The following is a 26,253-nucleotide window of genomic DNA, read 5'->3' as shown; positions in this document are numbered from 1 at the left end:
GATGAAAAGCGGAGGGTAAATACAACGCAAAGGCGTCAGGCTAGCCTTAACGTCTTTCGCGTAAAAAGGATAGGGAGGTAGTGAAACGGTGAATGAGTGAATGACTGAAGTGTCATGGCAAGAAGGCACAACGGAGCCATCCTGCCTCTCATTTGCTCAAAGCCTGCTAAACAGACAAGCCCTTACTTCCAAGCAGGAAGCAAGGGCTTGTCACGTTCTAAGGGGGTAGCACGGTGGTCAGGACGGATGGCGTTGGTATCCTCGCCATGACGGCACTTGACTCACCTCATTACACCACTTAAAACAGGAAGTCAAAGCCTACAAAAACGAGGTTTTCTTCGCCTACTGAGTAGGTAGCGTTGATGACAGCCTGCTTGAGCACATCAACCCAGATACCGCCGCCTACGGCCGTGTGGAGGGCTTTCAGGCCCGTTTCGGTGTCGCGGGAGGAGTACACGCGGGCGGCATCGGCCAGACCCAAGATACCGAACTTACCGGGCACCAGGTAGGCGTTGAAGGTAAACAGCTGCACGCGCACCTCCGCGTTGCCATATACCGACGAGCGGCCGGCGTAGCGGGTGCGGCGGTAGCCGCGCAGGTTGGTGGTGCCGCCCAGCGTATTAGCCTGGAAGAAGCGGTAGTCGCCGAGGTTGCGGTTGGCCCCGATGCGGCCGGCCCAGGTTAGCTGGAACGGGAAGTTGGGCGAGAGGTAGGCCCGGAACTCGGTAGCCAGGCGGCCATACGTCAGCTTCTCGCCGTTGAGCTGGTGGTTGTACTCCGCCGAGTTGTACCAGCGCAAACCAATACGCGGGTTTTTGGGCGACGAGGCCGCATCCAGGTTCAGGTAGGCTTTGCCACCGAGGTAGCGGTTCAGGCCGAAATCGGAGGCGCGGATGCCGGCGGCAGCGGTGCCTTCGCGGCCGTTACCGTTCTCATCCAAGCCGGCGGCTATTTCACTTCCTATCTGGCTGCGATCCACCCGGAACTGGTCGTACTGCGGCCCGAAGCCGAACTTAAGGAAGCTGAACAAGTCCTTTTCCAGCATAGGCGCCACGTACAGCCGCGAGAAGCGGATGCGGTACGTATCGTTGATGTCGCGGGCGCGGGTGCCCCGGTCGTCGGCCAGAATGTTGCGCGTGTCGTTGCCCAGCCCGAAGAAGTTATAGAGCAGCTGCGGGCCGTAGAGTTGGGCCGTGAGGCGCAGGTCCGTCTTGCCAAACACATCCACAAAGTGCCCGAGGTAGCGCACGTTGTAGGCACTCTGCGAAGGCGAGTAGTTGGCGGCCAGGCTTTGCTCGGTGGCGTAAGGCGCTTTCCGGAAGCCGTAGGTGCGGTACACTACCCCCCCACCAAAGAACAACCGGTCATCGACATTATAGCCGAAGTAAGCGGTAGGCCCGAAGTAGTTCAGGGTGTAGTCCTTGCGGTCGGTGCGGGTGTGCACGTCGTAGCGGCTCACGTCAATGCCAGGCTCCAGGCGCAGGCGGGCGTCCTTGCCGGCCACAATTACGTTGCCGGTGTCGGCATCATACACATGCAGCTTGTGGCCCAGGCCGCTCACGTTGGAGCGGTCCACGATGGAGTCCCGGTCCAGGCCCCCGATGATACGTACCAGCGGACCGTTTTTCACGTCGCCCTTCACTTCGTACTGGTCCTGGCCCTCGAAGCCGTAGAGACGCAGCTCCTTGGTCACCTTGTTATCGAAGGTGCGGTCGAAGAGCATCTTGGTCAGCTCGCCTTCCTTATTGATTTTCTGCACCGTTACGTGCGTCTTATCCTCGGGCAGGCGCTCCACCACAAACCGCTCGCGCTTCTTGGAGCCTTTCACCTCGGTTACCTTGCTGAGTACCTCATAGTAATCGGCGGCTACCTGGGGTAGCAGCTCGCGGCGGCTTTTCAGCTTGGCAATGATTTCGGGGCCGTGGAGGTCGTAGATCTGCTTGGGCCACCGCTCCCGGAAGGCTTTTTCAATGACCTCGTCGGTGAGGCCGGCTTTCATTTCTTCGGCCTGCTTTACCCATTCTTCCTTCGTGACCGAGGCCAGATACACCCGGTCGTTGCTCAGGGCCGTCAGGTTCAGGCCTTTCCAGTCGGCGTAGTCCTCACCGAAGTTCTGGAAGTTGCGGATGGCCCACTTGCGCGAAGCCAGGTAGGGAAAAATACCGTCGCCCTTAAAGAAGGCAATGTCCCGGTCTTCGGGCACGGCCGTAAATTTCCGGTCGCCATCCTTGTCCTTTTTCTCGGCCCAGCGCCACTGGTCCTCGTGCCGGTCCCAGTCGCCAATCCACATATCGAAGAGGCGGGAGCGGGCAAAGGCTTTTTCGTTGACGCGGTTATCGTTGTCGTCGGTAATACGCTCAAACACCTTGTCGGTGCCCACCAGGTTTTTGGCGTTGCCCAGGCTTTCCACGTTGCTTTGGTCGTCCTTGGCATCTTCCTCAATAGCCCCAGGCGTGTTGCTGAAGCGCTCCAGGTACTGGCCCAGCAGGGGGTCCTGGGGGATGTAGCGCAGCTCGGGGTTGGTGTGCAGAATGCCGGCCGCCGTAGCCAGCGGCGGAATAACAATGGAGCCAAACGGGTGCTGGGCCGAAATCTGGTCCTGCAGAATATCGGCGGCGGCACCTTCGCGCAGGGCCTCGGGCAGCACGGCCGAGGGGTCTTTGTTGAGGCTGCGGATGGTGAAGTTACGACCCTCCTCGTTGCGCACTTTCAGGGAAGCTGTTTGCTTGCCACCCCCGATTTTGTAGGGCGTCAGGCCGCCCTTCTCGGTGGCCAGGTCCAGCACCGGGAACGTAACGGGGGTAGCCCACTCCTGGCGGTAGTGCTTACCGAAGAACAGCTTGTGCACTCCGCTGCGGTCCAGGTACTGCTTGTTTACAGCCACGGTCACGGTGCTGTCAGCGAAGCGGGGCCGCGGGGCACCGGTGGGCCGGGCCACCGAGTCGGCCGCGGCCATGGCCTGCTGGGCGTACATGGGCGTGCGGAACACGAGGCGGCCCGTCTGGCCTACCCCCTCGGGCACGTAAAACTCCGTCCAGACCTCGCCGTTATCGTAGTAGTTCACGCGGGCAAAGCCTTTCTCTTTGTCCGAGAACAGGGCGTCGCCGCCGCTGCCGGGCTTTACGTGCTGGGTTTTGCAGCCCGAGCCGCTGACGATGTGGTTGAGGTTGCCTTCCTTGAAAAACTGCAGGTTGTGCTCGTGGCCGGCCGCATACACCACGTTGGGATATTTCTCAAAGATTTCCATCAGGCCCTTCTTGTAGGCCTGGTACAGCGGGTGCGGAATATCCTGCGAAATGCCGCCGTACTTGCGGGCAAAGGGGTAAATGGAGCCAATGACCGGCAGGGGCACAAAGGCGTACTTGTACACGATGCTGAGCGGGAAGAAATGGTCGGCCAGGGTAAAGTAGCCGCCATGAATACCGTCGGAGAACAGCGGGTGGTGGGCCACCACCATAATGTTCTTGCCCGCGTTGCGCTGAATAATGTCCTCTACCTGGGTGAAGAAGTCGGTTTCGTTGGCCACGCCGCAGCCGCTGTTGGCTCCGTAGGGCCGCTCACCCGAGGTCTGCAGAAACCACTGCGAGTTGATGGCAATGAGTACCAGGTCGTCCTGCAGGCGCACCTCTACGGGGCCGGGGCAGGCATTGCGGGGCAGGAAAAAGTCGCCGGTATAGGGGAAAGCCGCCGAGTCGCTCTGCAGGTAGCTTTCCACGAAAAACTGTTCCCGGTTTACTTGCTCCACGGACCCGCGGTTGCCCTGCTTCCAGTCGTGGTTGCCCGGAATCATGTATTTCTCGCCCTGGTAGTCGCGCAGGATCTTCATCTGGTCGATGATGCGCCGCTCCGACTCCTGGCGGTCCGAGGCTTTGGCCTCGGGCATGCCGTACTCATATATATTGTCGCCGAGGTACACGGTGGTACTTTTGGCCCCGGCGGCCAGAATCTGCTTGCGCAGGTAGTTCAGGGAAGGCTCACCACCTTCGGCCTCCGGAATCGGCTTGCCCACGTCGCCAATCAGGAACACGCTGTAGCGGATGCGCGAGCTGTCGGGCGGCGTCTTTGACTCCCAGTTCAGGCCCCCCTTGCGGTAGTTGGGCCGCTCGGGGTGGGGCGTCTGGGTTTTCTGCTGGGCTAGCGCCACCGGCGCGGCCCCGCCGGCCAGGGCCAGCAGCAGGCAACAGGACGACAGGAAATGTCTGCTCATACAAAAGAGAAAGTAGCGGGAAAGCCCGGCGCTTGCCAGGGCACCAAGGCAGGGGAACGGATGTTCAGGAAATACGGTAAACTTACCTGTAACGGCTGAAGTGCCCGGTGCGGGTAGGTGCGCTGCCCTACGCAATTCGCTCGGCTACGGTTGGGACTGAGGCCCCGAAAACCCGACGGCGCGAATCGCGTTGTAAGCCGAACAGCCGCTCGCTGTTGTTTCTTTGTTGTTGCCCTCCGCTAATGGAAACCACTCTTATTCAGAAGCCGGCCAAAGCCGAAATCGTTAAAAATGCCAAGGCCTATGTGCAGACGCTGCTGGAGGCCAAGCTGCCGGCCCAGCTCGTGTATCACTCGCCTAAGCACACGGCCACGGTAGTAAAGGAAGCCCGCGCCCTGGGCGAAGCGGCCGGCCTGAGCGAAGCCGACCACGAAGCGCTGGTGCTGGCGGCCTGGTTTCATGACGTGGGCTACACCGAAGTCTATGACGGACACGAGTTCCGCAGCGCGGAAATGGCCGCCGAGTGGCTGCAGCAGCAGGGCTACCCCTCCGAGCGTATTGAAGTGGTGCAGAACCTCATTAAGGCCACCCACCGCGACGCGCCCCGCCAGACGGAGCTGGAGCAGCTGCTGGTAGATGCCGACATGAGCAACATGGGCCGCGAGAGTTTCTTTGCTGAGGCCGAGCTGCTGCGGGCCGAATGGGAAGCCATGCTGGGCAAAACCTACTCGAACCCGGAGTGGGCCGAAACGCAGCTGGCCTTTCTGCTGGCCGGCAAGTACTACACCAAAGCAGCCAAGGAGCGCTACCAGGACCAGTTCAAGGAAAACGTGAAGGAGCAGCGCAAGCTGGTTAAGAAAACAGAGAAGAAGAAAAAGAAGAAGGCGGAGGAAGCCGAGGGCACCTTCGCCGAGCCCAAGCGGGGCATCGAAACCATGTTCCGGACCATGTACAGCAACCACATGAAGCTCTCGGACATGGCCGATAAGAAGGCCAACATGATGATTTCGCTGAACGCGGTGCTCATGTCTTTGATTATCACTTATTTCGGGGCAAAGCTGGGCAGCAAAACGGCGGCCCTGAGCAATGTGGGCCTGATCCGTAACCCCATTATTGCGGTGCCCATGGGCATTCTGCTGGCTACGGCCCTGGCCTCGGTTATCACGGCCATCCTCTGCGCCCAGCCCGATGTCACGAGCTTTAAGTGGCTGAAGCGCAGCCCCCAGATTGCCACCAACCGCCGTGTGAACCTGCTGTTCTTCGGTAACTTCAGCAAGCTCAGCCTCGACGACTTTCAGCACGGCATGACGGAGATTATGGGTCAGAAGGAGGCCCTGTACACCAACATGGTGACGGACATCTACTACCTCGGCGACGTGCTCACGAAGAAGTACCGATTGCTGCGCCTGAGCTACACCATTTTCATGGTGGGCCTTATTCTTACGGCCCTGTCCTTCGGTATCGCGCTCCTGTACAAAGTATAGCGGCTGTAGTGGTGTCTAAGTTATAAGGAGGCTGCAGCCTGAGCGGGCTACCCTCCCTTCTGCCCTGAAGCCTTAAAAACACAACAAGCCCTTCCCTCCTATGCTGGTGGGAAGGGCTTGTTACTTATCAGGGGGCAGGGTTTCGGGCAGCGCGGGCAGCCGGGCCGGGCTTGCCATGCCACTGCTTTCCTTCTACTTCAGGGCCGGCTCCGCCAGTTGCGCAAGCCCGCGCATGGAGCGGCCCAGAAACCGGTGCAAACGCCGCAGCTGCCCGAACCGGATAACGCGGCTGGCGCTGGCAATGTGGCCGTAGCGCAGCTCCATGGTCACAAGGCACGCATGGGCGGTTACAGCCTCAATAGAATAGAACAGCAGAGTATTCGGAAAAAGCCGGAAGTGCGAAATCTTCTCCACGTACTCCAGGCGCCCATCTTCATCCTCGAACTGCTGCACGGCCTGAAAATCAATCTGGCCCCCAAACACATCCACCTTGTAGCTGGTGCCCAGGCGGCCGACCTTGGTTACGTCATAGTGTACGGAGGTGGCGCCCTCCATCCAGCGGGGGCGCAGGCGGAAGTTGGTGATAACGCGCAGGGCATACGGAGCCGGAATGCGCAGGGCCCGCCGCACCTTCAGGGCGCAACCACGGCCCGGGGGCACGTCGTCGTCAATTTCCGGGGTGCTCAGCAGCAGGCGCAGGGGCGAGAGGCTGGCGTAGTGGTAGGGTGTTTCGCCCAGGTACTCGTAGTACGTGGCGCCGGGCAGCAGGCGCGTCCAGGAAAAAGCCTGGGCCAGGGCGGCGGGGCTTTGGGTAGCTACGTAGCCCGCCGAGAGCAGCACGTACTCCGAGCCCGTGACGTTGTTTTTGAGCAGGCGGTGCACCACAATCACGTCGCGGCCCATCAGCTTGGTGTACTCCCGAATGCGGGCCACGCTCACCCGCCCGTAGTGCACCACAATTTTAAGGGTCAGGGCCAGTTCGTGCAGGGCAGCGGCCAGCTCCGAGCCCGTGTCGCGTGCCACCAGGCGCAGGTAGTTCTGAAAATCGAGGTAGATGCGGCGGCACTGGCGCACCAGCTCGGCTACCGGCGGCGGCGGCCCCAGCCGGTAAAACAGCACGGCGTCGCCCTGGATTTCATTTACCTGCAGACCCAGGGTGTTGGCTTCGATGAGAATTTCCAGCAGATCAGCCACCAGAAACGGGGCCTGCGGGCTCCCCGATTCCTCAATAAAGCGCGTAAAGCCACTGATATCCGGTATCAGCAGCAGCGCGGGCACTTGTTTATCGGGGCCAGGATGCGGCCCCGTGCCCGCTACCCGCCGGTCAGCCCGCAAGTCGTCCAGTAAACCCATGAAGCCTGAAAAGAAAAACAGTGAGGACAAAACAAGATAGGCTACGCGGGGCAGCTGTGCATAGCCATGGCTCCCACGGGTTTGGGGAGGCGCTGCTTTCGGCGTAACTTTGTGCCAGTGCCCAACTACTGGCTGCGTAGTTCAACGGATAGAATAAGGGTTTCCTAAACTTTAGATGTGGGTTCGATTCCCGCCGCGGCTACAAGAGGTGAAATAGTGAAAGAGTGATTGAGTGAGTTTAACATGGGATTTGCGCTGTCAGAACATCAAATCCGCTCAATCACTCATTCACCACTTTACCGCTACTCTATCAGCCCGTGGCTCATGGCGTAGCGGATGAGGGCGGCCGTGTTTTTAGCCTGGGTTTTCTCGATGATGTTCTGGCGGTGGGTTTCAATGGTGCGCTTGCTGGCAAACAGCTGCTCGGCAATCTCGGCGTTGGTCAGGCCTTCGGCAATCAGCTTCAGCACCTCCATTTCCCGCCCCGATAGATCAATGGCATCACTGCGGTGCAAGGCCATGCTGTAGGCCGGCAGGGCTTCAGTTGCTTCAGGGACCGCCGATGGGCGCTGCACGGAGCGGTACAACAGGTTCAGGCCGATTTCGGTGCACAGAAACTGCCGGCCCGCCGCCACCGTGCGAATGGCATAGGTAATTTCGGTGGTGTCGGAGGTTTTGAGCACGTAGCCCAGGGCCCCGGCCTGCAGCATCCGGTACACGTAGTTTTCGTGGTCGAGCATGGAGAGTACCAGCACGCGCACTTCGGGAAAGCGGCTGCGCAGGATGCCCATCGTCGCGAAGCCATCCAGCACGGGCATATTCACGTCCATGAGCACGACGTTGGCCGGAATAACGGCCAGCAGCTCCAGCAACGCCTGCCCATTTTCAGCCTCACCCACCACCTGCATATCGGGCTCCTGTGACAGGATGGCCCGAATGCCTTCCCGCAGAATGGCGTGGTCATCAGCAAGCATTACGCGAATCATAGAGAGGGTCGGTTCAAACTCAGCAGTACGGAACCGCGCTCCTGCGGCCCGGCAATACTACGCAATAAGTAAGCTGAAGGCTGCTGCAAAGGGTAGCACACGGCCGTTGTAGCGGCACCCTCCGCACCGCCGCAACCTGGTGGAGATTACCGGCACGCAGCGCGCTACGTGTATTCACCTACTTATAAATCAGTGTTTTACCCCATTACCCTACTTGCTACCCACCGTATATTTGAATACTTTTTCCGAAGCTGTAAACAGTTTGCTGAAAACGCCTTAATGCTTTTTTAGCGCTGGTTGCTTCATTTTTTAGCTAGTGTGCTGCCCATGGAAGTGTACCGCGAGATATTGCCAGAAAGCTACCTGCTGATTCTGGCTGATGATGATGAGCCGACGGGAGGGGCGGAGCTTTCTTACGCGCTGCGGCACGCCAGCCGCAGTGGCAAGCCCAGCATCTGGATTGACTGCAGCCATTTGCACAACCTTTCCTTTGCCACCCTGCGCGTGCTGGTGCGCTACTACCGGCGGCTGCAGGAACGCCAGATTCCGCTGGTGCTCTGCCACCTCGGCGACTCGGCCGGCCAGTTGCTTACCCGCCTGCCTGCCGCCCTTTGCCCGCCGGTGGTACCGTCTCTGCTCGATGCGGAGCGCTACTGCCGCACCCAGCTTCCACTTTCTCATTAGTAGCGCCTATCCGCAAAAACACGTACTCCCGCACGGCCACGCCAAGTAGCTAGTCTCCATCAGGCCCGGCAGTTCTAAGCCTGGGTATCTTCGGGAGTCGGCAAGGGCGTGTCGGTACCTATCTGGGCCGCATGCCCGAGCAAAGCACCGACGGATCCAAATATTCTGCGTAAGCTACGGCGTCTCAACCGTTGCTTTGCATGAACTCTGCTCCGCTTTCCGGCCTGTATGCCCCTTCGCTCAGCCTCCTCACCGACCTCTATCAGGTTACCATGGCCTATGGCTACTGGCAACAGGGTATGCAGGACCGCGAGGCCGTGTTTCACCTCTACTTCCGCCGCCCGCCCTTCAGCGGGGGCTACGCCGTAGCGGCCGGCCTGGCCTACGCCGTCGATTTTCTGGAGAACCTGCGCTTCTCCGACGACGACCTCGCTTATCTGGGCAGCCTGAAGAGCGCCAAGGGTGGGGCCATGTTCCCGCAGGAGTTCCTGGCCTATCTGCGCGAGCTGAAGTTTACCTGCGACGTGGACGCCATTGCCGAGGGCACGGTGGTGTTTGCCAACGAGCCTCTGATTCGGGTGCAGGGCCCGCTGCTGCAGGCGCAACTGGTAGAAACAGCCTTGCTTACGCTCGTCAATTTCCAGACCCTGATTGCCACCAAAGCCTCCCGCATTCGGGAGGCGGCCGGCTCCGATACGGTACTGGAGTTTGGGCTGCGCCGCGCCCAGGGCTTCGATGGGGGCCTGAGCGCCAGTCGCGCCGCCTACCTGGGCGGGGTCGATGCTACCTCCAACGTACTGGCCGGGCAGCGCTTCAACATCCCGGTAAAGGGCACCCACGCCCACAGCTGGGTTATGGCCTTCGAGGATGAGGTAGAGGCCTTCACGGCCTACGCCAAGGCTTTCCCCGACGACTCCGTATTCCTGGTAGATACCTACGACACGCTGGAAGGCGTGCGCCACGCCATTAAAGTAGCCCGTGAGCTACGCACCAACGGCCACGAGCTGGGTGGCATCCGCCTCGACTCCGGTGACCTGGCCTACCTCAGCCGCGAAGCCCGGGCCTTGCTAAATGAGGCCGGCTTCGAGAACGTACGCATCGTGGCCAGCAACGACCTGGAAGAAAACCTCATCACAAGTCTTAAGCTACAAGGCGCCAAAATTGATACCTGGGGCATTGGCACGCAGCTAGTAACCGCCTACGACCAGCCCGCCCTGGGTGGGGTGTACAAGATGGCCGCCCTGCGCAAATCCGACGACTCGGGCTGGGACTTCACTATCAAGCTCTCGGAGCAGCTGGCCAAAACCAGCATCCCCGGTATTCTGCAGGTGCGTCGCTACGAAAACGAACATGGGCAGCCCCGCGCCGACATGCTCTACAACACCGCTGAGCCCCTGCCCGAGCGCCTCACCATCATCGACCCCGTGGATGCTACCCGGCGCCGCCCCGTGCGCCCCGATGCTACCTACCGGGAGCTGCTGGAACCCATTTTCCGCCGCGGCGAACTGGTACACCAGCTGCCTACCCTACAGGAAAGCCGCAACCGCGCCCATCGTGAAGTCCTCAGCCTCGACCCCAGCATCCGCCGTTTCCTCAACCCCCACACCTACCCCGTAGGCCTGGAGGAAACCCTGAACACCTTCCGCACCAACCTGATTCTGGAGAAACGCCCGCTGCGGCCGGCGTAAATCAGGTGGGTAACTTATCATGTGGAAGGCCACCCAGCCGTATTACTTCCGGTTTCATAGGAAACGCGGGTGCTATGCGGGAAATCTTCTTGCTTAGTTTTTCGGGTGTACGCTTTGCCTGCTAAGAACAGAAGGCTTTCGAACTCTAACCCAATAGGCCATTTAGAAGGGTCTTGCAGAACGGCGTCGTAGAAACCGGGGCCATTACAAAGTACACTGCACCTATCATAGAGAAAAGAATCACTTGAAATAGCCCGGATATCCTCTCCTGGATAACAGGCTGCGGCATACTTCTCGCCATCTAGCTGATAGAGTTTATCGGCCAAGATGTCTTCGAAAGCGAAAATATCCTCTAGAGGTAGCGCGGCTAAGCGTTTTTCGGCCGGCAGCAGCACTGCGTCATCATTGCCAGCTTTCTTCCAATTCAATAAATCTAAAATCTCCCAGAACAGCGCCTCGTCCATTGGTCGATACGCAGCTGCCTTTTTTTCAGGAACAGGCGCATTTCCTTCTATTTCCTGATAGCCCTTACGCTGCTTCTCTTGCATTAGCTTTGCCACTTCCACTGCACAGACAGAAGCATCACTGAATACCTTGTGGCTTTCCCGACCTTTCGTTCCAACCTTACCGAAGGTCACGGTATAGGCTGAACCGTCAATTTCGATATTCCAGAATTTGTTGGCCTCTCCTTCTTGGTTGATAAAGTATCGCTTCATGCCAGGATATGATATAGGCCCTGAAATAAGGCAAAACTCTGCACTCCTTCGTCAAAAGCCTATACCTGCCAGGACTGTACCAGCAGCTACTTTTGCTCTGTATCCGTTGTTACAGCAACTCACCCGCCGCTGGCAATTTTCCTACCTGCCACTGCGGCTCCAACCGTTACCCATCATGTCAACTCTGAAATTCAAGACCAGCATCAACTGCGCTAACTGCGTGCGCGCCGTCACGCCCTTCCTCGACGCTGAAGCCAGCGTGGAAAAGTGGAGCGTAGACACAAACAGCCCCGAAAAAATCCTCACGGTGGAAGGCGAAAACCCCATTCCGGAGCTGATTATGAAGTCCGTATCGCAGGCGGGGTTTGATATTGAGCCGGTTGCGGCATAAGAAACGCAGTAACATCCAACTCTAAAAAGAGCGTCCTGCTGAGCTTGCCGAAGCACCTCTACCGAACCATACGGCGCGGTAGAGATGCTTCGACAAGCTCAGCAGGACGCTCTTTCTTATTCTGGAATAGAAAGCTTACCCCTCGTAGCGCAGCTCACCCGCACCGACATGCAGTGTAACGCCGGGCTCCGGGGTGATGTGGCCCGCCACCTGGGCCTGGTAGCCGTGGTTGCGTAGGGTTTCAGCTACGGCTTCGGCCTGGGCTTCGTTGGTGACGAGGAGCATGCCGTTGCCCATGTTCCAGTAGAGGTAGGCTTCCTGGGGCGTGATGCCGGCCAGCTCGGCCAGTTGCTGCATGGCGGGCAGGGGCTCGAACAGGTTGGTCAGCTCCGCTCCTACCCCATTCTTAAGCACGCGCTTGAAGTTGTCGGCAATGCCGCCGCCCGTGATGTGGGCGGCCGCGTGCAGGGGCAGGCCGGCATCCAGCACGGCCGCCACACCAGGCGAGAAAATCAGGGAGGGCGCCAGCATGACTTCGCCCCAGGTTTTGGCGTTGCTGGCGGTCAACTGCTGACTGCCTGCTTCGTTTCCTTCTGCTGCCTCGTAAGGTGCTTCGTGCCACTTTTCACCGAAGGCTTTGGTGAGGGCGCGGCGGGCCAGGGAGTAGCCGTTGGAGCGGAAGGAAGGTGAGCGAAGCGCTACCACGGCCTGCCCGGCGCGCACGTTGGCGCCGCTTAGGGGCCGCTCTAGGCTGGGGTGTAGCACGCCCACGGCCGTTGAGCACCAGTTGAAGTTCATTTTAGCGCCGGGGTAGCCCCCAATGCGGTTACCCAGCTCGGCAATTTCGCCACCCGTTACGGCAATCTGGCTGAACTGGGCCGCGTCGTGCAGGCCGCGCATGAGCTCATCTACTACCTCGTAGTTGAGCGTATTCACGTCGATGATATTGGAGAGGTTGGTGGGCACGAAGCCGGCCACAATGAGGTCGTCGGCCACCATGGCAATCAGGTCGTAGCCCAGCGTGTCGTAGCGGTCCAGGCGCTCGGCTACCTCAATCTTCGTCCCGATGCCGTCGGAGCCGATGCCCAGTCGCTCACTACCAAACCGGATTTCGTTGGAGAAGCCGCCCGCCAGATCCTGGGCTGGCTCACCGGGCTTGCCGGCACGGGTCGAGAAGGTTTTCTGAGCCCAGTGGTAGGCATTTTTAGAAGCGGCGTTGCCTTCTTCGATGGAATAACCGGCGGTGGCTTTGAGGGTATTGTTCATGGTAGTAACCTTACTTTCTGGGCTATTGACGAAGATGTAACAGCGGAAGTAAGCTCAGGAGAGTGGTTTAGAGTTCAACATGTGTTGGCAAGCCTTCTACTGACTTCGCCGGCAGGTAATAAAGCTCACCACTACCAAAGTCAATCAGAAACCCCTGTGCCTTATAGTCCCGAATGTAGACCCGCGTGCCAGGAAACAGCCTAAGTACCGGGCGGTTGATACTGGTGTCGGCAGGCTGCTGATATCGATACACTAGGGTAACATCTTTTAGAACCTTGTAGCGAGGATTAACTGAACCACGCAACACATCCTCCACTTTAGGCACCTTCCCTTCCCCGGTTTTGCTTGACGAAGCACCTTGTTGGGCCTGCACAAGCAAACTAGTGCTCAGCAACAAAGGCAACAATAGGAGCCTAGTCAGTTTCATAGGCATTCAGAGCAAGCAGGCGAGGAATTAATGCTCCGTGGGTGCAGGTGCTTTGGCGCTGACGGAGGGCATTGTATTGTTATCAGGACCTTTCTTGTCGGTGCGGTGGCTCTGGCGCTCCTCCTGGATGTGGCGCAGATACTTGGTCACGTCGCCGGTGGGGTACTTGCCCGTGAAGCAGGCAAAACAGTTGCCACCGTGGCCCTTTTCTTCTGAGAACAACTCCTGCAGGTCCTCAATGGACTGATAGATAACCTTGTCGGCCTCGATGTAGCGGCAGATTTCCTCCTCGGTGTAGTTGGCGGCAATCAGCTCGGTGCTCATGGCCATATCAATGCCATAAATGCAGGGCGCGATGATGGGCGGGGCGCTGCTGATGAAGTACACCTCAGCCGCACCGGCCTCGCGCAGAATGCGCACGATGCGCCGCGACGTGGTGCCGCGCACGATGCTATCATCGACTACGGCAATCTTCTTACCATCCACAAACTCCCGGATGGGGTTCAGCTTCTTTTTCACGATGTCCTCGCGGCCGGCCTGGCTGCTCACGATGAAGGAGCGGCCCATGTGGTTGTTTTTCACCAGCGCCCGGCGGTAAGGCACACCAATGGCCTCGGCCAGGCCCGAAGCCGCAAAGTACCCCGATGAAGGCACGTCAATAACCATATCCGGCTGAATGCCCGACTCGATTACTTTTTTGGCCAGCATCTTACCCAGCCGCACCCGTTCCCGGGCCACCAGGCGACCGTGGATGGTGGAGTCTTCGCGGGCGAAGTAGATGTGCTCGAACACGCAGAACGCCTTGGGCTGGGCGTAGGGGTTCTTGTAGTGCACCTTGAAGTCCTTGTCAATGAAGATAGCCTGGCCAGGGCCTACGTTCTTGATGAACTCAAAGCCGAGGTAGTCGAAGCAGGTGCTTTCGGAGGCGAAGGCGTAGATGGGGCCGTTTTCGGTGTCGCGGCGGCCCAGCACCAGCGGCCGGATGCCCAGCGGGTCGTTGAAGGCCAGCAGGCCGTGCCCGGCAATAACGGTGATGGTAGCGTAGGCCCCCTTCACCAGCTCCTGGGTGGTTTCTACGGCATCAAAAATATCCACCACCGATAGCGCATCGAGGTTTTTCAGGCGCAGCTCCGAGGCGAAGGTGTACATGATCAGCTCCAGGTCGTTGCTGGTTTTGGGCAGCACGTGGTACTTCTCATGCAGGCGCTTGGCGGCCGAGCGGAAGTTGATGACGTTGCCATTGTGCACCATGGCCAGCCCGAAGGGGTAGCTGGTGGTGAACGGCTGCGCCAGCTCCGCGTCGCCGGAGCCCTGAGTGGTGTAGCGGGCATGGCCGATGCCGATGTTGCCCTTCAGCTTCTTGAGCTGCTTGGGCTTGAACACATCGGAAATCAGACCGTTGCCTTTACAGAGGTGAAAGTTGTCGTCGAAGGTGGCTATGCCGGCCGCATCCTGGCCGCGGTGCTGGAGCGCCGTCAAGCCAAATACGATGTCGTGGGCAACATCATCGGGGCCGTAAAAACCTACAATTCCGCACATTTCAATTATCAGTTGCCAGTTGCCCGTTGCCGGGTCGCTGTGGGTGGTAAGGGGTGATGTTGTACTGGGGCGCCTTACCCCCCGGCCTCCTCTCTGGAGGGAGAGGGAGAGCCAGACGACAAAGGCAACGATTCGCGCTGAGCCTCAGAAGTAGCAGTCTTAGTAGATCCAACGGGTAGCTCGCCCCGGATGAGGCGGGCCAGCGTTTCGGCGTAGAGACGGTGCTCCACGGCCAGGCCGCGGCGCTCCACTTCTGCCAAAGTGTCGGCGCCGCGCAAATCCACGGGGTGCTGGGCCAGGATAGGTCCCGTGTCCAGACCCTCATCAACCAGATGCACCGTTATTTTGGTTTCAACCAACTGATTTTCAAAGGCCCACTCGTAGGCGTGCAGGCCCTGGTGCTGGTGCGTATCGGCGGGATGAATGTTAAGAATGCGCCCTGCAAATGCCCGGATGAACGTAGGCGACAGGATACGCATGTAGCCGGCCAGCACCACATAGTCGGGCTGGAACTGACCTAGCGCCGTTACCACCTCAGCATCGAATTCCTCCCGCTTGCGGCCCTGGCTGCTGAGGCTGGCCGTGGGGCAGCCCAGCCCGGCGGCCGTTTCCAGGCCGGGCGCATCGGGCTTGTTGCTGAACACCACCGCCACTTCAGCCAGGCCACGCAGCACGCCGCCTTGCACGGCGTTTACCAGGGCCACCATGTTGGAGCCCCGGCCGGAGAGCAGGATGGCGAGGCGGGCAACCTTTCCCCCAGCCCCTCCCCCATAGGCAGGAGTGCCAGCCGACAAATCAGCCGAATCAGAAGCTAAACTAAGCCTCTCCCTACCGGGGAGGGGCTGGGGTGGGGTTGATAATTTCTTCACCGTACCTGGCTGAAAATTTCCGTTGGCTCCGGCCGTTGGCCGATGTCGGGGCGGAGGTACACGTCCTGGAATTTCACTTTTTCCGCTTCCCGGTACACGTGGCCTACGGCATCTTCCAGCTCCTCGCCATGGCCGACGAGCACCAGCACCCGGCCGCCATTGGTTACCAGTTCCCCGGCTTCGGTGCGTTTGGTAGCGCCATGGAAGGCCAGGATGCTGGGGTGCAGCTGGTCGAGGCCCGTGATGGGGAAACCGGTGGGGAACTGCGCCGCGGGGTAGCCGCCCGAGGCCAGCACTACCCCTACATAGCAGCCCCGCCGCTGGCGTACCACGGTTTGTTGAAGCGTGCCGTCGAGGGTAGCCTCAATGAGCTCCAGCAAGCTGCTTTCCAGGGCGGGTAGCAGCACTTCGGCTTCGGGGTCGCCGAGGCGGACGTTGTATTCCAGCAGCTTGGGGCCCTGGGGGGTGAGCATGATGCCGAAATAAAGGAAGCCCTTGAAATCGAACTGCTCGTTTTGCAGGCCACGTAGGGTAGGGTCCACGATACTGGTGCGGATGGCGGCCAGCACGTTGTCGTCGCAGAACGGAACGGGGCAGTAGGCGCCCATGCCACCAGTGTTGGGGCCCTGGTCGCCGGCTAACAGCTGCTTGTGGTCCTGAGAAGGAGCCAGCAGCCGCACCCGGTTGCCATCCGTCACGCCAATAATGCTGATTTCAGGGCCGGTCAGTTTTTCTTCCAGCAGGAAGCTAAACCAGCCGGTGTGCTGCTGCTGCAAGTCGTCCAGCGCGGCCTGAGCTTCTTCAATAGAGGAGCACACGTACACGCCCTTGCCAGCGGCCAGACCATCATACTTCACCACTACCTGCCCGTCTAGCTCGATGGCTTTGGCGCGGGCCTCTTCCAACTTGTCGCTGCGGTACTGCCACGACATAGCGGTTGCTACCCCATGCCGCCGCATAAAGTCCTTCGACCACACCTTGGAGCTTTCCAGCGTCGCGCCGGACCGGCCCGGACCGAACACCCGGATATCGGAACCGGCGAAATAGTCCGTAACGCCAGCCGCCAGCGGAGCCTCGGGTCCTACCACAATGAGCTTCACGCCGTGGGCTTCGCAGAAGCTTTGAATGGCCGGGAAGTCGGTGGCGCTGATGTTGGGGTGGCTGTTGGGGATGCCGGCGTTGCCGGGCAGCACGTGCACGGTAGCGCCGTCGCGGGTCAGCTTCCACGCCATGGCGTGTTCACGGGCCCCGCCGCCGAGGAGTACTATGGTTTTAGGAGTTGCCAAGGTTGTAAATGCTTAAAATCTATCTTGTGTTACTCCTTCATCTATTTTCACTGACTTGGCCACTATCACCAAGTTATCTTCTTCGTGAGGCTCGCCGGAGTTACCGTATGGGTCTAAGGATAGGTACCACCGGTCATCCTCAATTCTTTTAAAGACAATATCCGAGTAACGAGAGGAAGCAAAATCTTCATCAAGTCGCAGACTCAGAATTTCAGCCAACTCAATTTGCAGCACGCAAGGCATCCATGCACTTCCATCTCTTTTGCGAATTAGAAGCTCCACAGAAGCTTGGCGCAGCATAGATTTACTGTTGAAAGCATAGGCCGCATTTAACTTCAGCGAGATAATCTCCCCGTCGTTTAGCGCATATTCTCTCAGCAGTTTTTCCATGGTACAGGTCTATACAGGCCTAGCTGATGTCGTCGATGGAAACTATCAGGTCGTCGGCAAATTGAAAAACTGATTTGCCCTGCAGCTGTAGTGAGTCGCCGGCTTTTAAGCCATTCGGAAAGTCGATAGCGGCAACGGCGGTATAGTCTAGAAAGACTTCCACGCTGTTGTCGGCTACTTGCCAATCCGTGACGCGCTGTTCACGCTGGGAGAAGTACTGCAAAGCTTGCTGAGCCTGCTGGCGGAAGTTTTCCTTGCCGGTCAGGGTCAGGTTTACTTCGCCGTTGGAAACGTTGCGGAACACTACTTCCTCATGCAGATGGCGTAGCATGCCATCTACATCAAAGCGGTTGTACGCTTCGATGTAGTCTTGCACGAGTTGTTTCTGTTTCGCAGCGTCCATGTGCTTTGTCTTACGGTGTCTATAGCTTAGGCGCTTTTCATGATACCGGCCTGCACTAGGTTATTCACTAGGCGGGCCTGTACATCGCCACCGGCAGTGGCTTCGTTGGCGGTGGGCAGCGGGGCCCCCGTGATACGCTCGTAAATATCGAGGTAGCGGCGGGTGGCTTCAGCGGAAACTTCGGGGGTGAGGGCGCGGGGGTATTGGCCGTCCTGCTTGTTGGCAATCAGCCACTGGCGCACGTACTCCTTATCTATCTGCTCCACGGCCTCAGGGTTCTTGGCGTAGTCCTCGGCGCTCCAGAACCGTGATGAATCGGGCGTGTGGATTTCGTCAATCAGGATCAGCTCCCCATCCAGCAGGCCAAACTCATACTTGGTGTCCACCAGGATGATGCCGCGCTCGGCCATCCACTGCGAAGCGAAGTTGAACAGCTCCAGCGACTTCACCCGCATCTTCTCGTACAGCTCCGCCGACACCCAGCCTTCCGACACCAGGTTCTCGGGCGTGATTTCGCGGTCCGATTCCTCCTTGGTAGTCGGCGTTACGATGGGCTCGGGGAACTTCTGGTGCTTGGTCAGGCCGTCCGGCACCGTCACGCCCGAGAAGGTGCGCTGGCCGCTCTGGTAACCGCGCAGCATGGAGCCGGTGAGGTAGTTCCGCACCACCATCTCCACCCGAATCGGCTCAGCCTCCTTGGCCAGCGTCACATTCGGGTCGAGCAGCGAAATCACATGGTTCGGGATGATGTGCTGTGTTTTCTCGAACCAGAAAGCAGCCAGCCCGTTCAGCACCGCGCCTTTGTGGGCCACCGGCGTTTCCAGCACCGAGTCGAAGGCCGACAGCCGATCGGTAACTACGATGAGACGCTCACCGGAAGGCGCACGGTACGAATCACGGACTTTGCCGCGGTGCAGGAGTTCGAGCTGGGGGGTATCGAAGTGGTTGAGGGTGTTCATACGAGTACCCCACCCCCCGGCCCCCTCCCCGGTAGGGAGGGGGTGCCAGGCGACAGTGGGCTGGTTTAGTATTAGTGGCTGTTAAGAGTTATTGCGCAACCGATGGTTTTCGTTGGTATGCGTCAGGTGCTGCTGGATGGTAGTCAGTACTTCATCCAATCTGTTGATTACCTCTTCATTAGTGAAGCGGATAATCTGGTAGCCCAGCTCCTGGAGCGCGTGGGTCCGGCCAGCGTCATACTCAATCTGTTCTGGCTCCAGGTGCACGTCGCCGTCCACTTCCACAATCAGCTTATCCGGAATCGTAACGAAGTCAACGATATAGGCATCAATGGCGTGCTGCCGCCGAAACTTTACAGCCAGTTGCTGGCCTCGCAATGCTTCCCATAACTTCTCTTCTGCCGGAGTAGGCTGCTTCCGCATATCCCGAGCAAACTCCTTCAACACCTCCCACTTCTGCGGCGTGGTAGTGAATACATTCTCTTCGATACTAGTTTCGGGCTTTGTTGTTGTCTGGCTCCCCCTCCCCACCGGGGAGGGGGCCGGGGGGTGGGGTCCACCGTGGAGGGCGGCTACGTACTCCACAATGTTGCGGAACAGGCGGAGGCCATCCCCTTCCTCACTCAGGCCGGGGTTCTGGCGCTTGCGCCGGGCCCAGTCGGGGTGATTGTAGAGCGAGAGGAAAGCCTCGGGGTGTGGCATCAGCCCGAATACTTGGCCGGTAGTGTCGGTCAGGCCGGCGCAGTTCAGGTCGGCGCCGTTGGGGTTGTGCGGATACACGTCCGTCGGCGAGCCGTCGAAATCAGTGTAGGCCAGGCAGTTCAGGGCGCGGGCTTCGATTTCAGCCAGGGTTTCTTCGCCCTTGATGATCAAGCGGCCTTCACCGTGGCGCACGGGCACCTCCATACTGTCGATGCCTTTCAGGAAGGGGGAGTTCGACTTGGGGTTGACTTTCAGGCGCACCCACCGGTCTTCGTAGCGGCCAGAGGCGTTGTGCGTGAGGGTTACTTCGGGCGTTACGTTGCCGCTGAGGTTGGGCAATAGGCCTAGCTTCACCAGCACTTGGAAGCCGTTGCAGATGCCCAGCACGAACTTGCCGTTGGCAATAAACTGCTTGATGTCGTCGAGCAGGGTGCGGCCCTCGGCGTTTTTGCGGTAGCGCAGCTTGTTAGCTAGCACCACACCCGAGCCCAAGTCGTCGCCGAAGCTAAAGCCACCGGGGAAGTTCAGGATGTCGTAGTCGTGGATGCTGACGTGGCCGTGCAGCACCTGGTTCAGGTGCACAATGGTAGGTTCGGCGCCAGCCAGTTGGTAGGCGGCGGCAAACTCCTCTTCGCAGTTGATGCCAAAGCCCGTCAGGATGAGGGCTCGCACCGTTGAGTTGCCGGTTGCCAGTTGCTGGTTGTCAGGTTGTTCTTCCGAGCCTTTCAAGGGCTCAGTTGATTCATGACCAGCGTCCACGCTCTTGAAGCCGAGTACCTGCAGGCTACCGTTCGCATCCGTAACGGGTCCGCCGTGGTCGAGCTGAGGCCGGGGGGGCGTATTCAGGTCCGGCAGTTTGGGTTGTTCGTCCATGCTTACTGTACGGTTTCGTGCTGGCCGAAGCCGATAATGCGGTTTACCGGGCCGTTCGTCCACTCCTGGCGCAGGGCCGCCGTGCTGGCCGAAATGATGGTTTTACCAGTTTGGCGCACATGCAAATGACCATTCTGGGTTACCCAGCCAAGGCGGGTAGCATGGGCGCCAAAGTGCTGCTCAAACGCCACCACATCCTCGGGGGCTACCGTGGCTACAAAGCGGGAGTGCGACTCCGAGAACAGCTGCACATGCACCGGCAGGCCTTCCGGCAGTTCTATCTCAGCGCCAAAGCCATAACCGAACGTGGCTTCCGCTAGGCCAACGGCTAAGCCACCATCCGACAGGTCGTGGCAGGATTGAATGAGGCCTTTCTCGTTAGCCTCGCCCATCAGGGTGTAAAGGGCTTTGGCTTCTTCGAAACGCACCTTAGGCACATTGGCACCTAGCTCGCCGAAGAGCTGGTAGAACTCCGAGCCACCCAGCTCGTCGTAGGTCTCGCCCAGCAGGTACACCACGTCATCGGCTTGCTTGAAGTCGGAGGTGATGGTGCGACGAACGTCCTCAATTTTGGCGGTCATGGAGTACAGGACCGTCGGTGGAACGGAAATCTTCACGCCATCGGCTTTGAAGTCGTTCTTCATGGAGTCCTTGCCTGAGGTGAGCGGGATGCAGTAGGCCGCCGTAGCATCGCGCAGGGCCTGGCACATGCGCACCAGCTTGGCCAGCTTGAGCTTGCCGTCGGGGTTGGTGGCGGGGTCGTACACCGAGTCGGGCACGCAGAAGTTGTCGTTGACCGACCAGAAGTTGCCGTCGCCGTAGCTCAGGTTGGGCAGCTTCCCTCCTACCGCTACAATCTGGCGCACGGCCTCGTCGAACGCGCCAGCCGACATGTGGTAGGCGTCCAAATCACCGAAGCGGGGCAGAATGCCGTTGCTCACGGCCACGCCTTCCCAGCTCTCGAAGTTGAAGCGCACCACGGCGGCATCCTGCGGCGCCTGACCCGTTGCGCCCATCAGCGGCTTGATAATCGTGCGGCCCTTCACCTCGTGGTCGTACTGCCGAATTACCGACTCGCGGGAGCAGATGTTGAGGCTGCCCAGCAAATAGGTAAGCACTTTCGTCATGGAAATTTTTATTCCATCACCATTATCTGCACGGGCAAGCTTTTCGTGTTGAATACTGCTAGCACTGGAAGACGGCTGAAAGTGTAGGTGGAACCTCTCTACGCTTTCTTGTGATTCCACTGCGGGCTCCTGAGCGGCGGGCTTCTGCCACTCGGCTTCCAGCACTTTGCGCGGCACGCCATTGTGCAGGAACTCCATGTCGATGCGCGCCACCGACTCACCGTCGAAGCGCACATCAAGGCTGCCATTGGAGGTGAAGTAGCCGATATCCGTCAGCTCCACTTCCATTTCCTGGCCTAGGGCCATTAGCTCAGCCATCTTCGCGGGCTCAACCGCCAACGAGAACCGCTCCTGCGACTCCGACACGAAGATTTCCCAGGGGCGTAGGCCAGGGTACTTCAGGGGCACTTTCTCCAGCTCCACCACGGCCCCGCCGCTGATAGTAGCCAACTCTCCAATGGACGAGGACAAGCCCCCCGCACCATTATCGGTGCTGCACTTGATGAGGCCGCGGCGGGTAGCCAGGATCAGGAAGTCCATGGCCAGCTTCTGCGTAATGGGCGAGCCAATTTGCACGGCCGTGGCGGGCGAGGTTTCGTCTAGCTCAATAGAGGAGAAGGTAGCGCCGTGGATACCGTCTTTGCCCACCCGGCCCCCGGCCATAATGATGCGGTCCTGGGCGTCAATGTTCTTCTCCCACGAGTCGAGGCCAGCGAGTTGCATGGGCATCACAGCGCCAGTGCCACAGTACACCAGCGGCTTGCCAGCGTACCGGTCATCGAACACAATGGCCCCATTCACCGTCGGCACGCCCGACTTGTTGCCGCCATCCTCAATACCCTTGCGCACACCTTCGAAAATGCGGCGCGGGTGCAGCTGATTGCTCAACAAAGTGCCGTTGAACTCGGGGTTGCCGAAGCAGAGCACGTTGGTGTTGAACAGCAGCCGCGCGCCCCCAATGCCAGTCGCCAGCGGGTCGCGGTTGTTGCCCAGAATGCCGGTAATAGCTCCACCGTAGGGGTCAATGGCCGAGGGAGAATTGTGCGTCTCCACCTTCCACACGAACAACGACTCGGGGTTGATGCGCACGGCGCCGGCGTTGTCACTGAACACCTTGATCAGCCAGTCGTTGCCGTTGGCGCGGAGCTGGCGGTCTACCTCGGAGGTAGCGTTCTTGATGTAAGTTTTGAACAAGGAGTCTACTTCAAACTCCTCACCGGTGTCCGCATCCTTGTACTTAATAACGGCGCTGAACTCTTTGTGCTTGCAGTGCTCCGACCAGGTCTGAGCGATGATTTCCAGCTCGCAGTCTGTGGGGTCCTGGGGTAGGCCGGCGGCTTGGCGCTCAGCGGCAATGCCAGTGTAATGGTCGCGCACGACGCGCATTTCCTCCAGGTTCAGGGCGTAAAGGTTGTCTTTCGACAGCTTGACCAGCTCCTCATCCGACAGGCCTACGAGGCGCACCGTGTCCGTAATAGATTCGGCCCCACCACCCGGCCGCGGCGTGTAGTCGCGAATCTGGGCTATGGGGCCGACCTCGAAGCGGTTAATCATTTTGTTGCCGAGCAAGTCTTCCGCTAGGCGGCGCAGACTACTCTCCGGCAGCTCGTGCTCCAGGAAGTAGAGCCGTTTACTAAAGATATGCTGGGTATGGATGTCCAGCGGCTGGTTCAGGAAGTCGCCGAGGGCGTTCTGCGCCGATATTCCTTCGTCGTCGGTTACGCCGGGCAGCTTGGCCACCAAGATGTAGCTTTTGTATTCGGAGCCGTGGCGGAACTCGTCGAGGGCCACGTCGTGCAGCACTGGGTCCTGAAGGCAGTGGGTGGCGAAGTCGCGCAGTTGCTCGTCGCTCACGGGGTAGCGCACCGTGTAGAGAGCGGTGCTTTGCACCCGGCCAGTAGAGAGGCCGAGGTGGCGTTGGGCAGCTTCGGCAACCCGTTGGCCCTCGCCATCATGTTGGCCGGGCTTGAGCAGAAGCTGTATGGTTCTTTGGGTAGAGTCCAAAAGGAGGATGGTTATCTATTTTTCGGGTTTCCCACGGCTAGGCCAGTTGCCCATGTGAGGAAGCATACCCGCGCAGGGTACGCCGAAAATGCCTTGCCGCTGGGCCGGTTGCCGCTGCGGTAGGTTTAAGAAAACGCTTTTTCCGGCCGACTGCCGGGTTTCACCACCGGAATACCTGCCCGGCAAAGCGGACAATCATCGGGTGCGTAGGTGGCCGCCGTTACCGGCAGCAGGGCAAAGTTCGGAAAAGTTAGCTCAGCTTTCCCACCTGTGCGGTCAATTAAACTTGCTACGGCCAAAACTTTTGCGCCCAGCCCCTCCAGCACCCGTGCTACCTCGTTGGTGCTCTTGCCGGTAGTCACTACGTCTTCGGCAATAACAATTTTTTGGCCTGGCTCAATGGTAAAGCCCCGCCGCAGGGTCATTTGGCCGGTATCATCCCGCTCGGTAAAGATGCCGGGCACGCCCAATTGCCGAGCCAGCTCATACCCAATCACTACGCCGCCCATAGCCGGCCCTACCACCACATCGGGCTGCAACCCAGCTTCCTGAATCCGGCGGGCCAGCTCGGCCGCGGCGAGGGCTGCCAGGTCGGGCCGGCGCAAAAACCGGGCGCACTGCACATATGTATCAGAGTGAAGGCCAGAGGAAAGGCGGAAGTGCCCGCGTAGCAGCGCATCTTCCTGCAGCAGTTGCTGCTCCAGGGTTTCGGAGGTGAAGGGGGGTAGGGAGGGAGAAGTCAAGGGTAGTATGTTGTTATATAGTATGAAGAGCTACGTAAGTGAAGCGTCATGCTGAGCTTGCCGAAGCAGCTCGCGTGGTGAGGTGGGGGTAGCCTTACAACATCAGCACGTAAGATGCTTCGGCAAGCTCAGCATGACGGCCCTTTACCATCTACTAGCCCTAGGCTATACCGCTACCGGCCGGAACTGGTTGATCTGCTCCACCAGCTCCCGAGCGGCGGCACCGGCATCAGCTGCCTGCCACAACGCCCGCGAGGTATTAATGAGAAGACCGGAGCCATCAGGCCGCAGGCCAGCTTTCAATGTGGCTTGCAGGTCACCGCCCTGGGCACCTACGCCAGGCACTAGGAACCACTGTTCGGGCGTGAGGCTACGCATGCGAGCTACGGCTTCGGCATTGGTAGCGCCTACTACCAGCCCGATGCCGCCATGTTGCTCATCCAGCTTGCGGGCTACGGTGGCGGCGCAATCAGAAAGGGAGCCACCACGAGTCAGGGCCACATCCTGCAGAGAATGAGTGGGCTTGTTGCTGGTTTTGGCTAGCACGAACACCAGCTTGCCGGGGCGGGCGAAGGGCACTATGGCGTCGTCGCCCATGTAAGGATTTACCGTTACGCCATCAGCCCCGATTACGTCGTAGGCAAAGCGGGCGTAGTGGTCGGCGGTGTTGGCAATGTCGCCGAACTTACCGTCCAGGATTACCGGAATACCTTGCGGAATGCGCTGCACGGTGTCGCGGAGCAGCTTCACACCCTCTTCCCGGCTCAGGAAAAAGGCCAGGTTAGGCTTGAAAGCGGCGGCGTACTCGCTGGTCTGATCAATGACTTCGGCCAGGCGGCGCGCTACCTGCGCGTCGTCGCCCACGGGGTCGAGGCCTACGCAGAGCAGGCTGTTGGCCGCGTGTACTCGGGTGAGAAGGGTTTGCATGGGGTGGGAAGTAGCGCGAAGCTTGCGCTTCGCAGGGCGTAAAAACAATACTCTACACAGGCAGCAGGCCGCCACCGGCCACAAAACGGGGCTTGGCGTTACAGCGGCACCGGCATCAAATGCCCGCATTCTGTGGCTAGGCGGGCCGATAGGCCGGGCTCCAGCCACTCGCCGCTGGCAATTTGCACGGCACTGGCGCCGCAGCGCAGATACTCCGCAACATGGCTGGCCGTAAACACCCCGCCAGTTCCGAATATAGGTAGCCGGATGTTTTCATCGTGTGCCAACTCCCACACGCAGCGCAAGGCCACAGGGCGGAGGGCTTCGCCGGACAGCCCGCCCACGAGGGGGGTAGCCGTAGCATCGTCGGGCAGATGTAGTCCTTTTAATAAGTTGGTTGCGGCCAGCGCGTTGGCCCCGCCGGCCTGGGCTCCCAGGGCCAGGCCCCGGATGTGCTCCGGCCACGGCGGCAGCTTCACAATTACGGCGGCGTCGGGGCCTAGTTCGTTGCGCACGGCCTGGGTGGCCTCATGCACAAACCGGGCGTTGAGTTCCTCTCCTTTCCCCGTATCGGGCTGGGCCATGTACACTTCTACCCCCGCAATCAGCTCGCCGGCTTCGCGGGCCAGGAAGCGGGCAATCTTACGGAAGCCGGGAATACCGGGGGCTGTGATGCTCACCAGCACCGGCACGCCGTAGCGACGCAGGTTGGGCAGGTGCTCCTGCACCAGAATCTCGGCGCTTTCGGTGCGCATGTGGGTGGCATTGAGCAGGGTCTGGTCGGCGACCTGCCAGATGCCTTCTTCGTAGAGCCCAGGCTTGGGCTCCATAGTCACGGTGCGGGTGAAGATGGCCCCCAGCCGCTCGTGGCCCGTGCCCTCGAGCTGCCAGGGCGCGGCCGCCAGGCATACTGGGTTCTGAAGCGTGAGTTTGCCGAGTTGCATAGAGTTAAAAGCTATGATTTCGCGGGCCACCGCCAGGCTGCGGCCGCCCGCGAAATCTAATGAATGTCCTACCCCTGGTCTAAACCCGAAGTAGTCAGCAATTATTATCGAAACCCCGAAAAACGGGGTGGTCAATTCGCGGACCGACTTGCGTCAGAATCCCCCCTGATTTCTATCACCCCGCTCCTTGCACCACCCCGCCCCGTTGCCGCCGTTGGGTGGGCTCCGGGAAGCTTGGGTTATTGAGTTACCAGTTATCGGTTGCCAGTTGCCAGTTTCGTCCTG

General features: G+C 59.5%; 21 protein-coding genes and 1 tRNA gene. 5 read left to right on the top strand and 17 right to left on the bottom strand.

The genetic code is table 11. The features are described 5' to 3' along the window. Nucleotides 1-298 precede the first annotated feature (298 nt). Entirely contained in the window at nt 299-4,207 is a 3,909-nt protein-coding gene (locus FGZ14_RS17395) for a metallophosphoesterase (RefSeq protein ID WP_257883265.1), read from the bottom strand. Between the two features lie 242 nt (nt 4,208-4,449). Here FGZ14_RS17395 and FGZ14_RS17390 point away from each other — a divergent pair, with 242 nt between their 5' ends. Continuing rightward, entirely contained in the window at nt 4,450-5,691 is a 1,242-nt protein-coding gene (locus tag FGZ14_RS17390; protein ID WP_139925459.1) for a Pycsar system effector family protein, read from the top strand. A 192-nt stretch (nt 5,692-5,883) separates the two neighbouring features. Here FGZ14_RS17390 and FGZ14_RS17385 read toward each other — a convergent pair whose 3' ends face one another. Further along, the gene (locus FGZ14_RS17385; RefSeq protein WP_139925458.1) at nt 5,884-7,044 is read right to left on the bottom strand and encodes a DUF2652 domain-containing protein; all 1,161 of its coding nucleotides are present in this window, start codon (nt 7,042-7,044) and stop codon (nt 5,884-5,886) included. Nucleotides 7,045-7,174: 130 nt separating this feature from the next. Between FGZ14_RS17385 and FGZ14_RS17380 the strand changes: the two genes are divergently transcribed. After that, nucleotides 7,175-7,246 (top strand) — tRNA-Arg (locus FGZ14_RS17380). A gap of 100 nt (nt 7,247-7,346) precedes the next feature. Here FGZ14_RS17380 and FGZ14_RS17375 read toward each other — a convergent pair. Further along, complete coding sequence (locus tag FGZ14_RS17375; RefSeq protein ID WP_139925457.1) at nt 7,347-8,030, bottom strand: response regulator transcription factor; 684 nt, start codon at nt 8,028-8,030, stop codon at nt 7,347-7,349. 297 nt (nt 8,031-8,327) lie between these two features. Between FGZ14_RS17375 and FGZ14_RS17370 the strand changes: the two genes are divergently transcribed. After that, complete coding sequence (locus FGZ14_RS17370) at nt 8,328-8,714, top strand: STAS domain-containing protein (protein ID WP_139925456.1); 387 nt, start codon at nt 8,328-8,330, stop codon at nt 8,712-8,714. Nucleotides 8,715-8,914: 200 nt separating this feature from the next. Then, the gene (locus FGZ14_RS17365; RefSeq protein ID WP_139925455.1) at nt 8,915-10,402 is read left to right on the top strand and encodes a nicotinate phosphoribosyltransferase; all 1,488 of its coding nucleotides are present in this window, start codon (nt 8,915-8,917) and stop codon (nt 10,400-10,402) included. A gap of 17 nt (nt 10,403-10,419) precedes the next feature. On the opposite strand, the gene FGZ14_RS17360 is transcribed toward FGZ14_RS17365, so the two are convergent. Next, nucleotides 10,420-11,118, bottom strand: coding sequence for a DUF4240 domain-containing protein (locus tag FGZ14_RS17360; protein WP_139925454.1), 699 nt, complete (start codon nt 11,116-11,118; stop codon nt 10,420-10,422). Nucleotides 11,119-11,293: 175 nt separating this feature from the next. Between FGZ14_RS17360 and FGZ14_RS17355 the strand changes: the two genes are divergently transcribed. Then, entirely contained in the window at nt 11,294-11,509 is a 216-nt protein-coding gene (locus tag FGZ14_RS17355; protein WP_139925453.1) for a heavy-metal-associated domain-containing protein, read from the top strand. 135 nt (nt 11,510-11,644) lie between these two features. On the opposite strand, the gene FGZ14_RS17350 is transcribed toward FGZ14_RS17355, so the two are convergent. From FGZ14_RS17350 to FGZ14_RS17290, 13 genes are all read right to left on the bottom strand, one after another. Further along, on the bottom strand, nt 11,645-12,775 hold the full coding sequence (locus FGZ14_RS17350) for an AIR synthase-related protein (protein WP_139925452.1): 1,131 nt from the start codon (nt 12,773-12,775) through the stop codon (nt 11,645-11,647). Nucleotides 12,776-12,842: 67 nt separating this feature from the next. Beyond that, nucleotides 12,843-13,202 (bottom strand): hypothetical protein, encoded by a 360-nt coding sequence (locus FGZ14_RS17345; protein WP_219601033.1) that lies wholly within the window; start codon nt 13,200-13,202, stop codon nt 12,843-12,845. Between the two features lie 27 nt (nt 13,203-13,229). Then, nucleotides 13,230-14,741 (bottom strand): amidophosphoribosyltransferase, encoded by a 1,512-nt coding sequence (purF, locus tag FGZ14_RS17340; RefSeq protein WP_139925450.1) that lies wholly within the window; start codon nt 14,739-14,741, stop codon nt 13,230-13,232. Nucleotides 14,742-14,815: 74 nt separating this feature from the next. Then, nucleotides 14,816-15,610 carry a phosphoribosylglycinamide formyltransferase gene (purN, locus tag FGZ14_RS17335; RefSeq protein WP_257883264.1) on the bottom strand — a complete coding sequence of 265 codons (795 nt, stop codon included), beginning with the start codon at nt 15,608-15,610 and terminating at the stop codon, nt 14,816-14,818. Further along, complete coding sequence (purD, locus tag FGZ14_RS17330) at nt 15,607-16,896, bottom strand: phosphoribosylamine--glycine ligase (protein WP_219601032.1); 1,290 nt, start codon at nt 16,894-16,896, stop codon at nt 15,607-15,609. The genes purN and purD overlap by 4 nt, the downstream gene beginning before the upstream one ends. Before the next feature lie 12 nt (nt 16,897-16,908). Further along, entirely contained in the window at nt 16,909-17,286 is a 378-nt protein-coding gene (locus FGZ14_RS17325; protein WP_139925449.1) for a hypothetical protein, read from the bottom strand. A gap of 19 nt (nt 17,287-17,305) precedes the next feature. Continuing rightward, nucleotides 17,306-17,689: a nuclear transport factor 2 family protein gene (locus FGZ14_RS17320; protein WP_139925448.1), complete on the bottom strand. Its 384-nt coding sequence runs from the start codon at nt 17,687-17,689 to the stop codon at nt 17,306-17,308. Nucleotides 17,690-17,715: 26 nt separating this feature from the next. Then, complete coding sequence (locus FGZ14_RS17315) at nt 17,716-18,648, bottom strand: phosphoribosylaminoimidazolesuccinocarboxamide synthase (protein ID WP_139925447.1); 933 nt, start codon at nt 18,646-18,648, stop codon at nt 17,716-17,718. A gap of 81 nt (nt 18,649-18,729) precedes the next feature. Continuing rightward, nucleotides 18,730-20,223: a phosphoribosylformylglycinamidine synthase subunit PurQ gene (locus FGZ14_RS17310; RefSeq protein WP_139925446.1), complete on the bottom strand. Its 1,494-nt coding sequence runs from the start codon at nt 20,221-20,223 to the stop codon at nt 18,730-18,732. Nucleotides 20,224-20,225: 2 nt separating this feature from the next. Next, entirely contained in the window at nt 20,226-23,354 is a 3,129-nt protein-coding gene (locus tag FGZ14_RS22115) for an AIR synthase-related protein (RefSeq protein WP_139925445.1), read from the bottom strand. A gap of 125 nt (nt 23,355-23,479) precedes the next feature. Further along, complete coding sequence (gene pyrE / locus FGZ14_RS17300) at nt 23,480-24,097, bottom strand: orotate phosphoribosyltransferase (RefSeq protein ID WP_139925444.1); 618 nt, start codon at nt 24,095-24,097, stop codon at nt 23,480-23,482. Between the two features lie 165 nt (nt 24,098-24,262). Next, nucleotides 24,263-25,024, bottom strand: coding sequence for an orotidine-5'-phosphate decarboxylase (gene pyrF / locus FGZ14_RS17295; RefSeq protein ID WP_180754397.1), 762 nt, complete (start codon nt 25,022-25,024; stop codon nt 24,263-24,265). Between the two features lie 98 nt (nt 25,025-25,122). Beyond that, nucleotides 25,123-25,968, bottom strand: a complete 846-nt coding sequence (locus FGZ14_RS17290; RefSeq protein WP_139925442.1) for a dihydroorotate dehydrogenase — start codon at nt 25,966-25,968, stop codon at nt 25,123-25,125. Between the last annotated feature and the right edge of the window lie 285 nt (nt 25,969-26,253).

The sequence above is a fragment of the Hymenobacter sp. DG01 genome (genome assembly GCF_006352025.1).
GTDB lineage: Bacteria > Bacteroidota > Bacteroidia > Cytophagales > Hymenobacteraceae > Hymenobacter.
This window is presented reverse-complemented; position numbering and strand designations above follow the sequence as displayed.

Coding starts and splice junctions, on each gene's coding strand:
- pyrF (WP_180754397.1), bottom strand. CDS start 25,024: ATGCAAACCCTTCTCACCCGAGTACACGCGGCCAACAGCCTGCTCTGC.
- FGZ14_RS17365 (WP_139925455.1), top strand. CDS start 8,915: ATGAACTCTGCTCCGCTTTCCGGCCTGTATGCCCCTTCGCTCAGCCTC.
- FGZ14_RS17325 (WP_139925449.1), bottom strand. CDS start 17,286: ATGGAAAAACTGCTGAGAGAATATGCGCTAAACGACGGGGAGATTATC.
- FGZ14_RS17290 (WP_139925442.1), bottom strand. CDS start 25,968: ATGCAACTCGGCAAACTCACGCTTCAGAACCCAGTATGCCTGGCGGCC.
- FGZ14_RS17350 (WP_139925452.1), bottom strand. CDS start 12,775: ATGAACAATACCCTCAAAGCCACCGCCGGTTATTCCATCGAAGAAGGC.
- FGZ14_RS17375 (WP_139925457.1), bottom strand. CDS start 8,030: ATGATTCGCGTAATGCTTGCTGATGACCACGCCATTCTGCGGGAAGGC.
- FGZ14_RS17355 (WP_139925453.1), top strand. CDS start 11,294: ATGTCAACTCTGAAATTCAAGACCAGCATCAACTGCGCTAACTGCGTG.
- FGZ14_RS17310 (WP_139925446.1), bottom strand. CDS start 20,223: ATGGACGAACAACCCAAACTGCCGGACCTGAATACGCCCCCCCGGCCT.
- FGZ14_RS17390 (WP_139925459.1), top strand. CDS start 4,450: ATGGAAACCACTCTTATTCAGAAGCCGGCCAAAGCCGAAATCGTTAAA.
- purF (WP_139925450.1), bottom strand. CDS start 14,741: ATGTGCGGAATTGTAGGTTTTTACGGCCCCGATGATGTTGCCCACGAC.
- FGZ14_RS17345 (WP_219601033.1), bottom strand. CDS start 13,202: ATGAAACTGACTAGGCTCCTATTGTTGCCTTTGTTGCTGAGCACTAGT.
- FGZ14_RS17385 (WP_139925458.1), bottom strand. CDS start 7,044: ATGGGTTTACTGGACGACTTGCGGGCTGACCGGCGGGTAGCGGGCACG.
- FGZ14_RS17395 (WP_257883265.1), bottom strand. CDS start 4,207: ATGAGCAGACATTTCCTGTCGTCCTGTTGCCTGCTGCTGGCCCTGGCC.
- FGZ14_RS17360 (WP_139925454.1), bottom strand. CDS start 11,118: ATGAAGCGATACTTTATCAACCAAGAAGGAGAGGCCAACAAATTCTGG.
- FGZ14_RS17315 (WP_139925447.1), bottom strand. CDS start 18,648: ATGAACACCCTCAACCACTTCGATACCCCCCAGCTCGAACTCCTGCAC.
- FGZ14_RS17320 (WP_139925448.1), bottom strand. CDS start 17,689: ATGGACGCTGCGAAACAGAAACAACTCGTGCAAGACTACATCGAAGCG.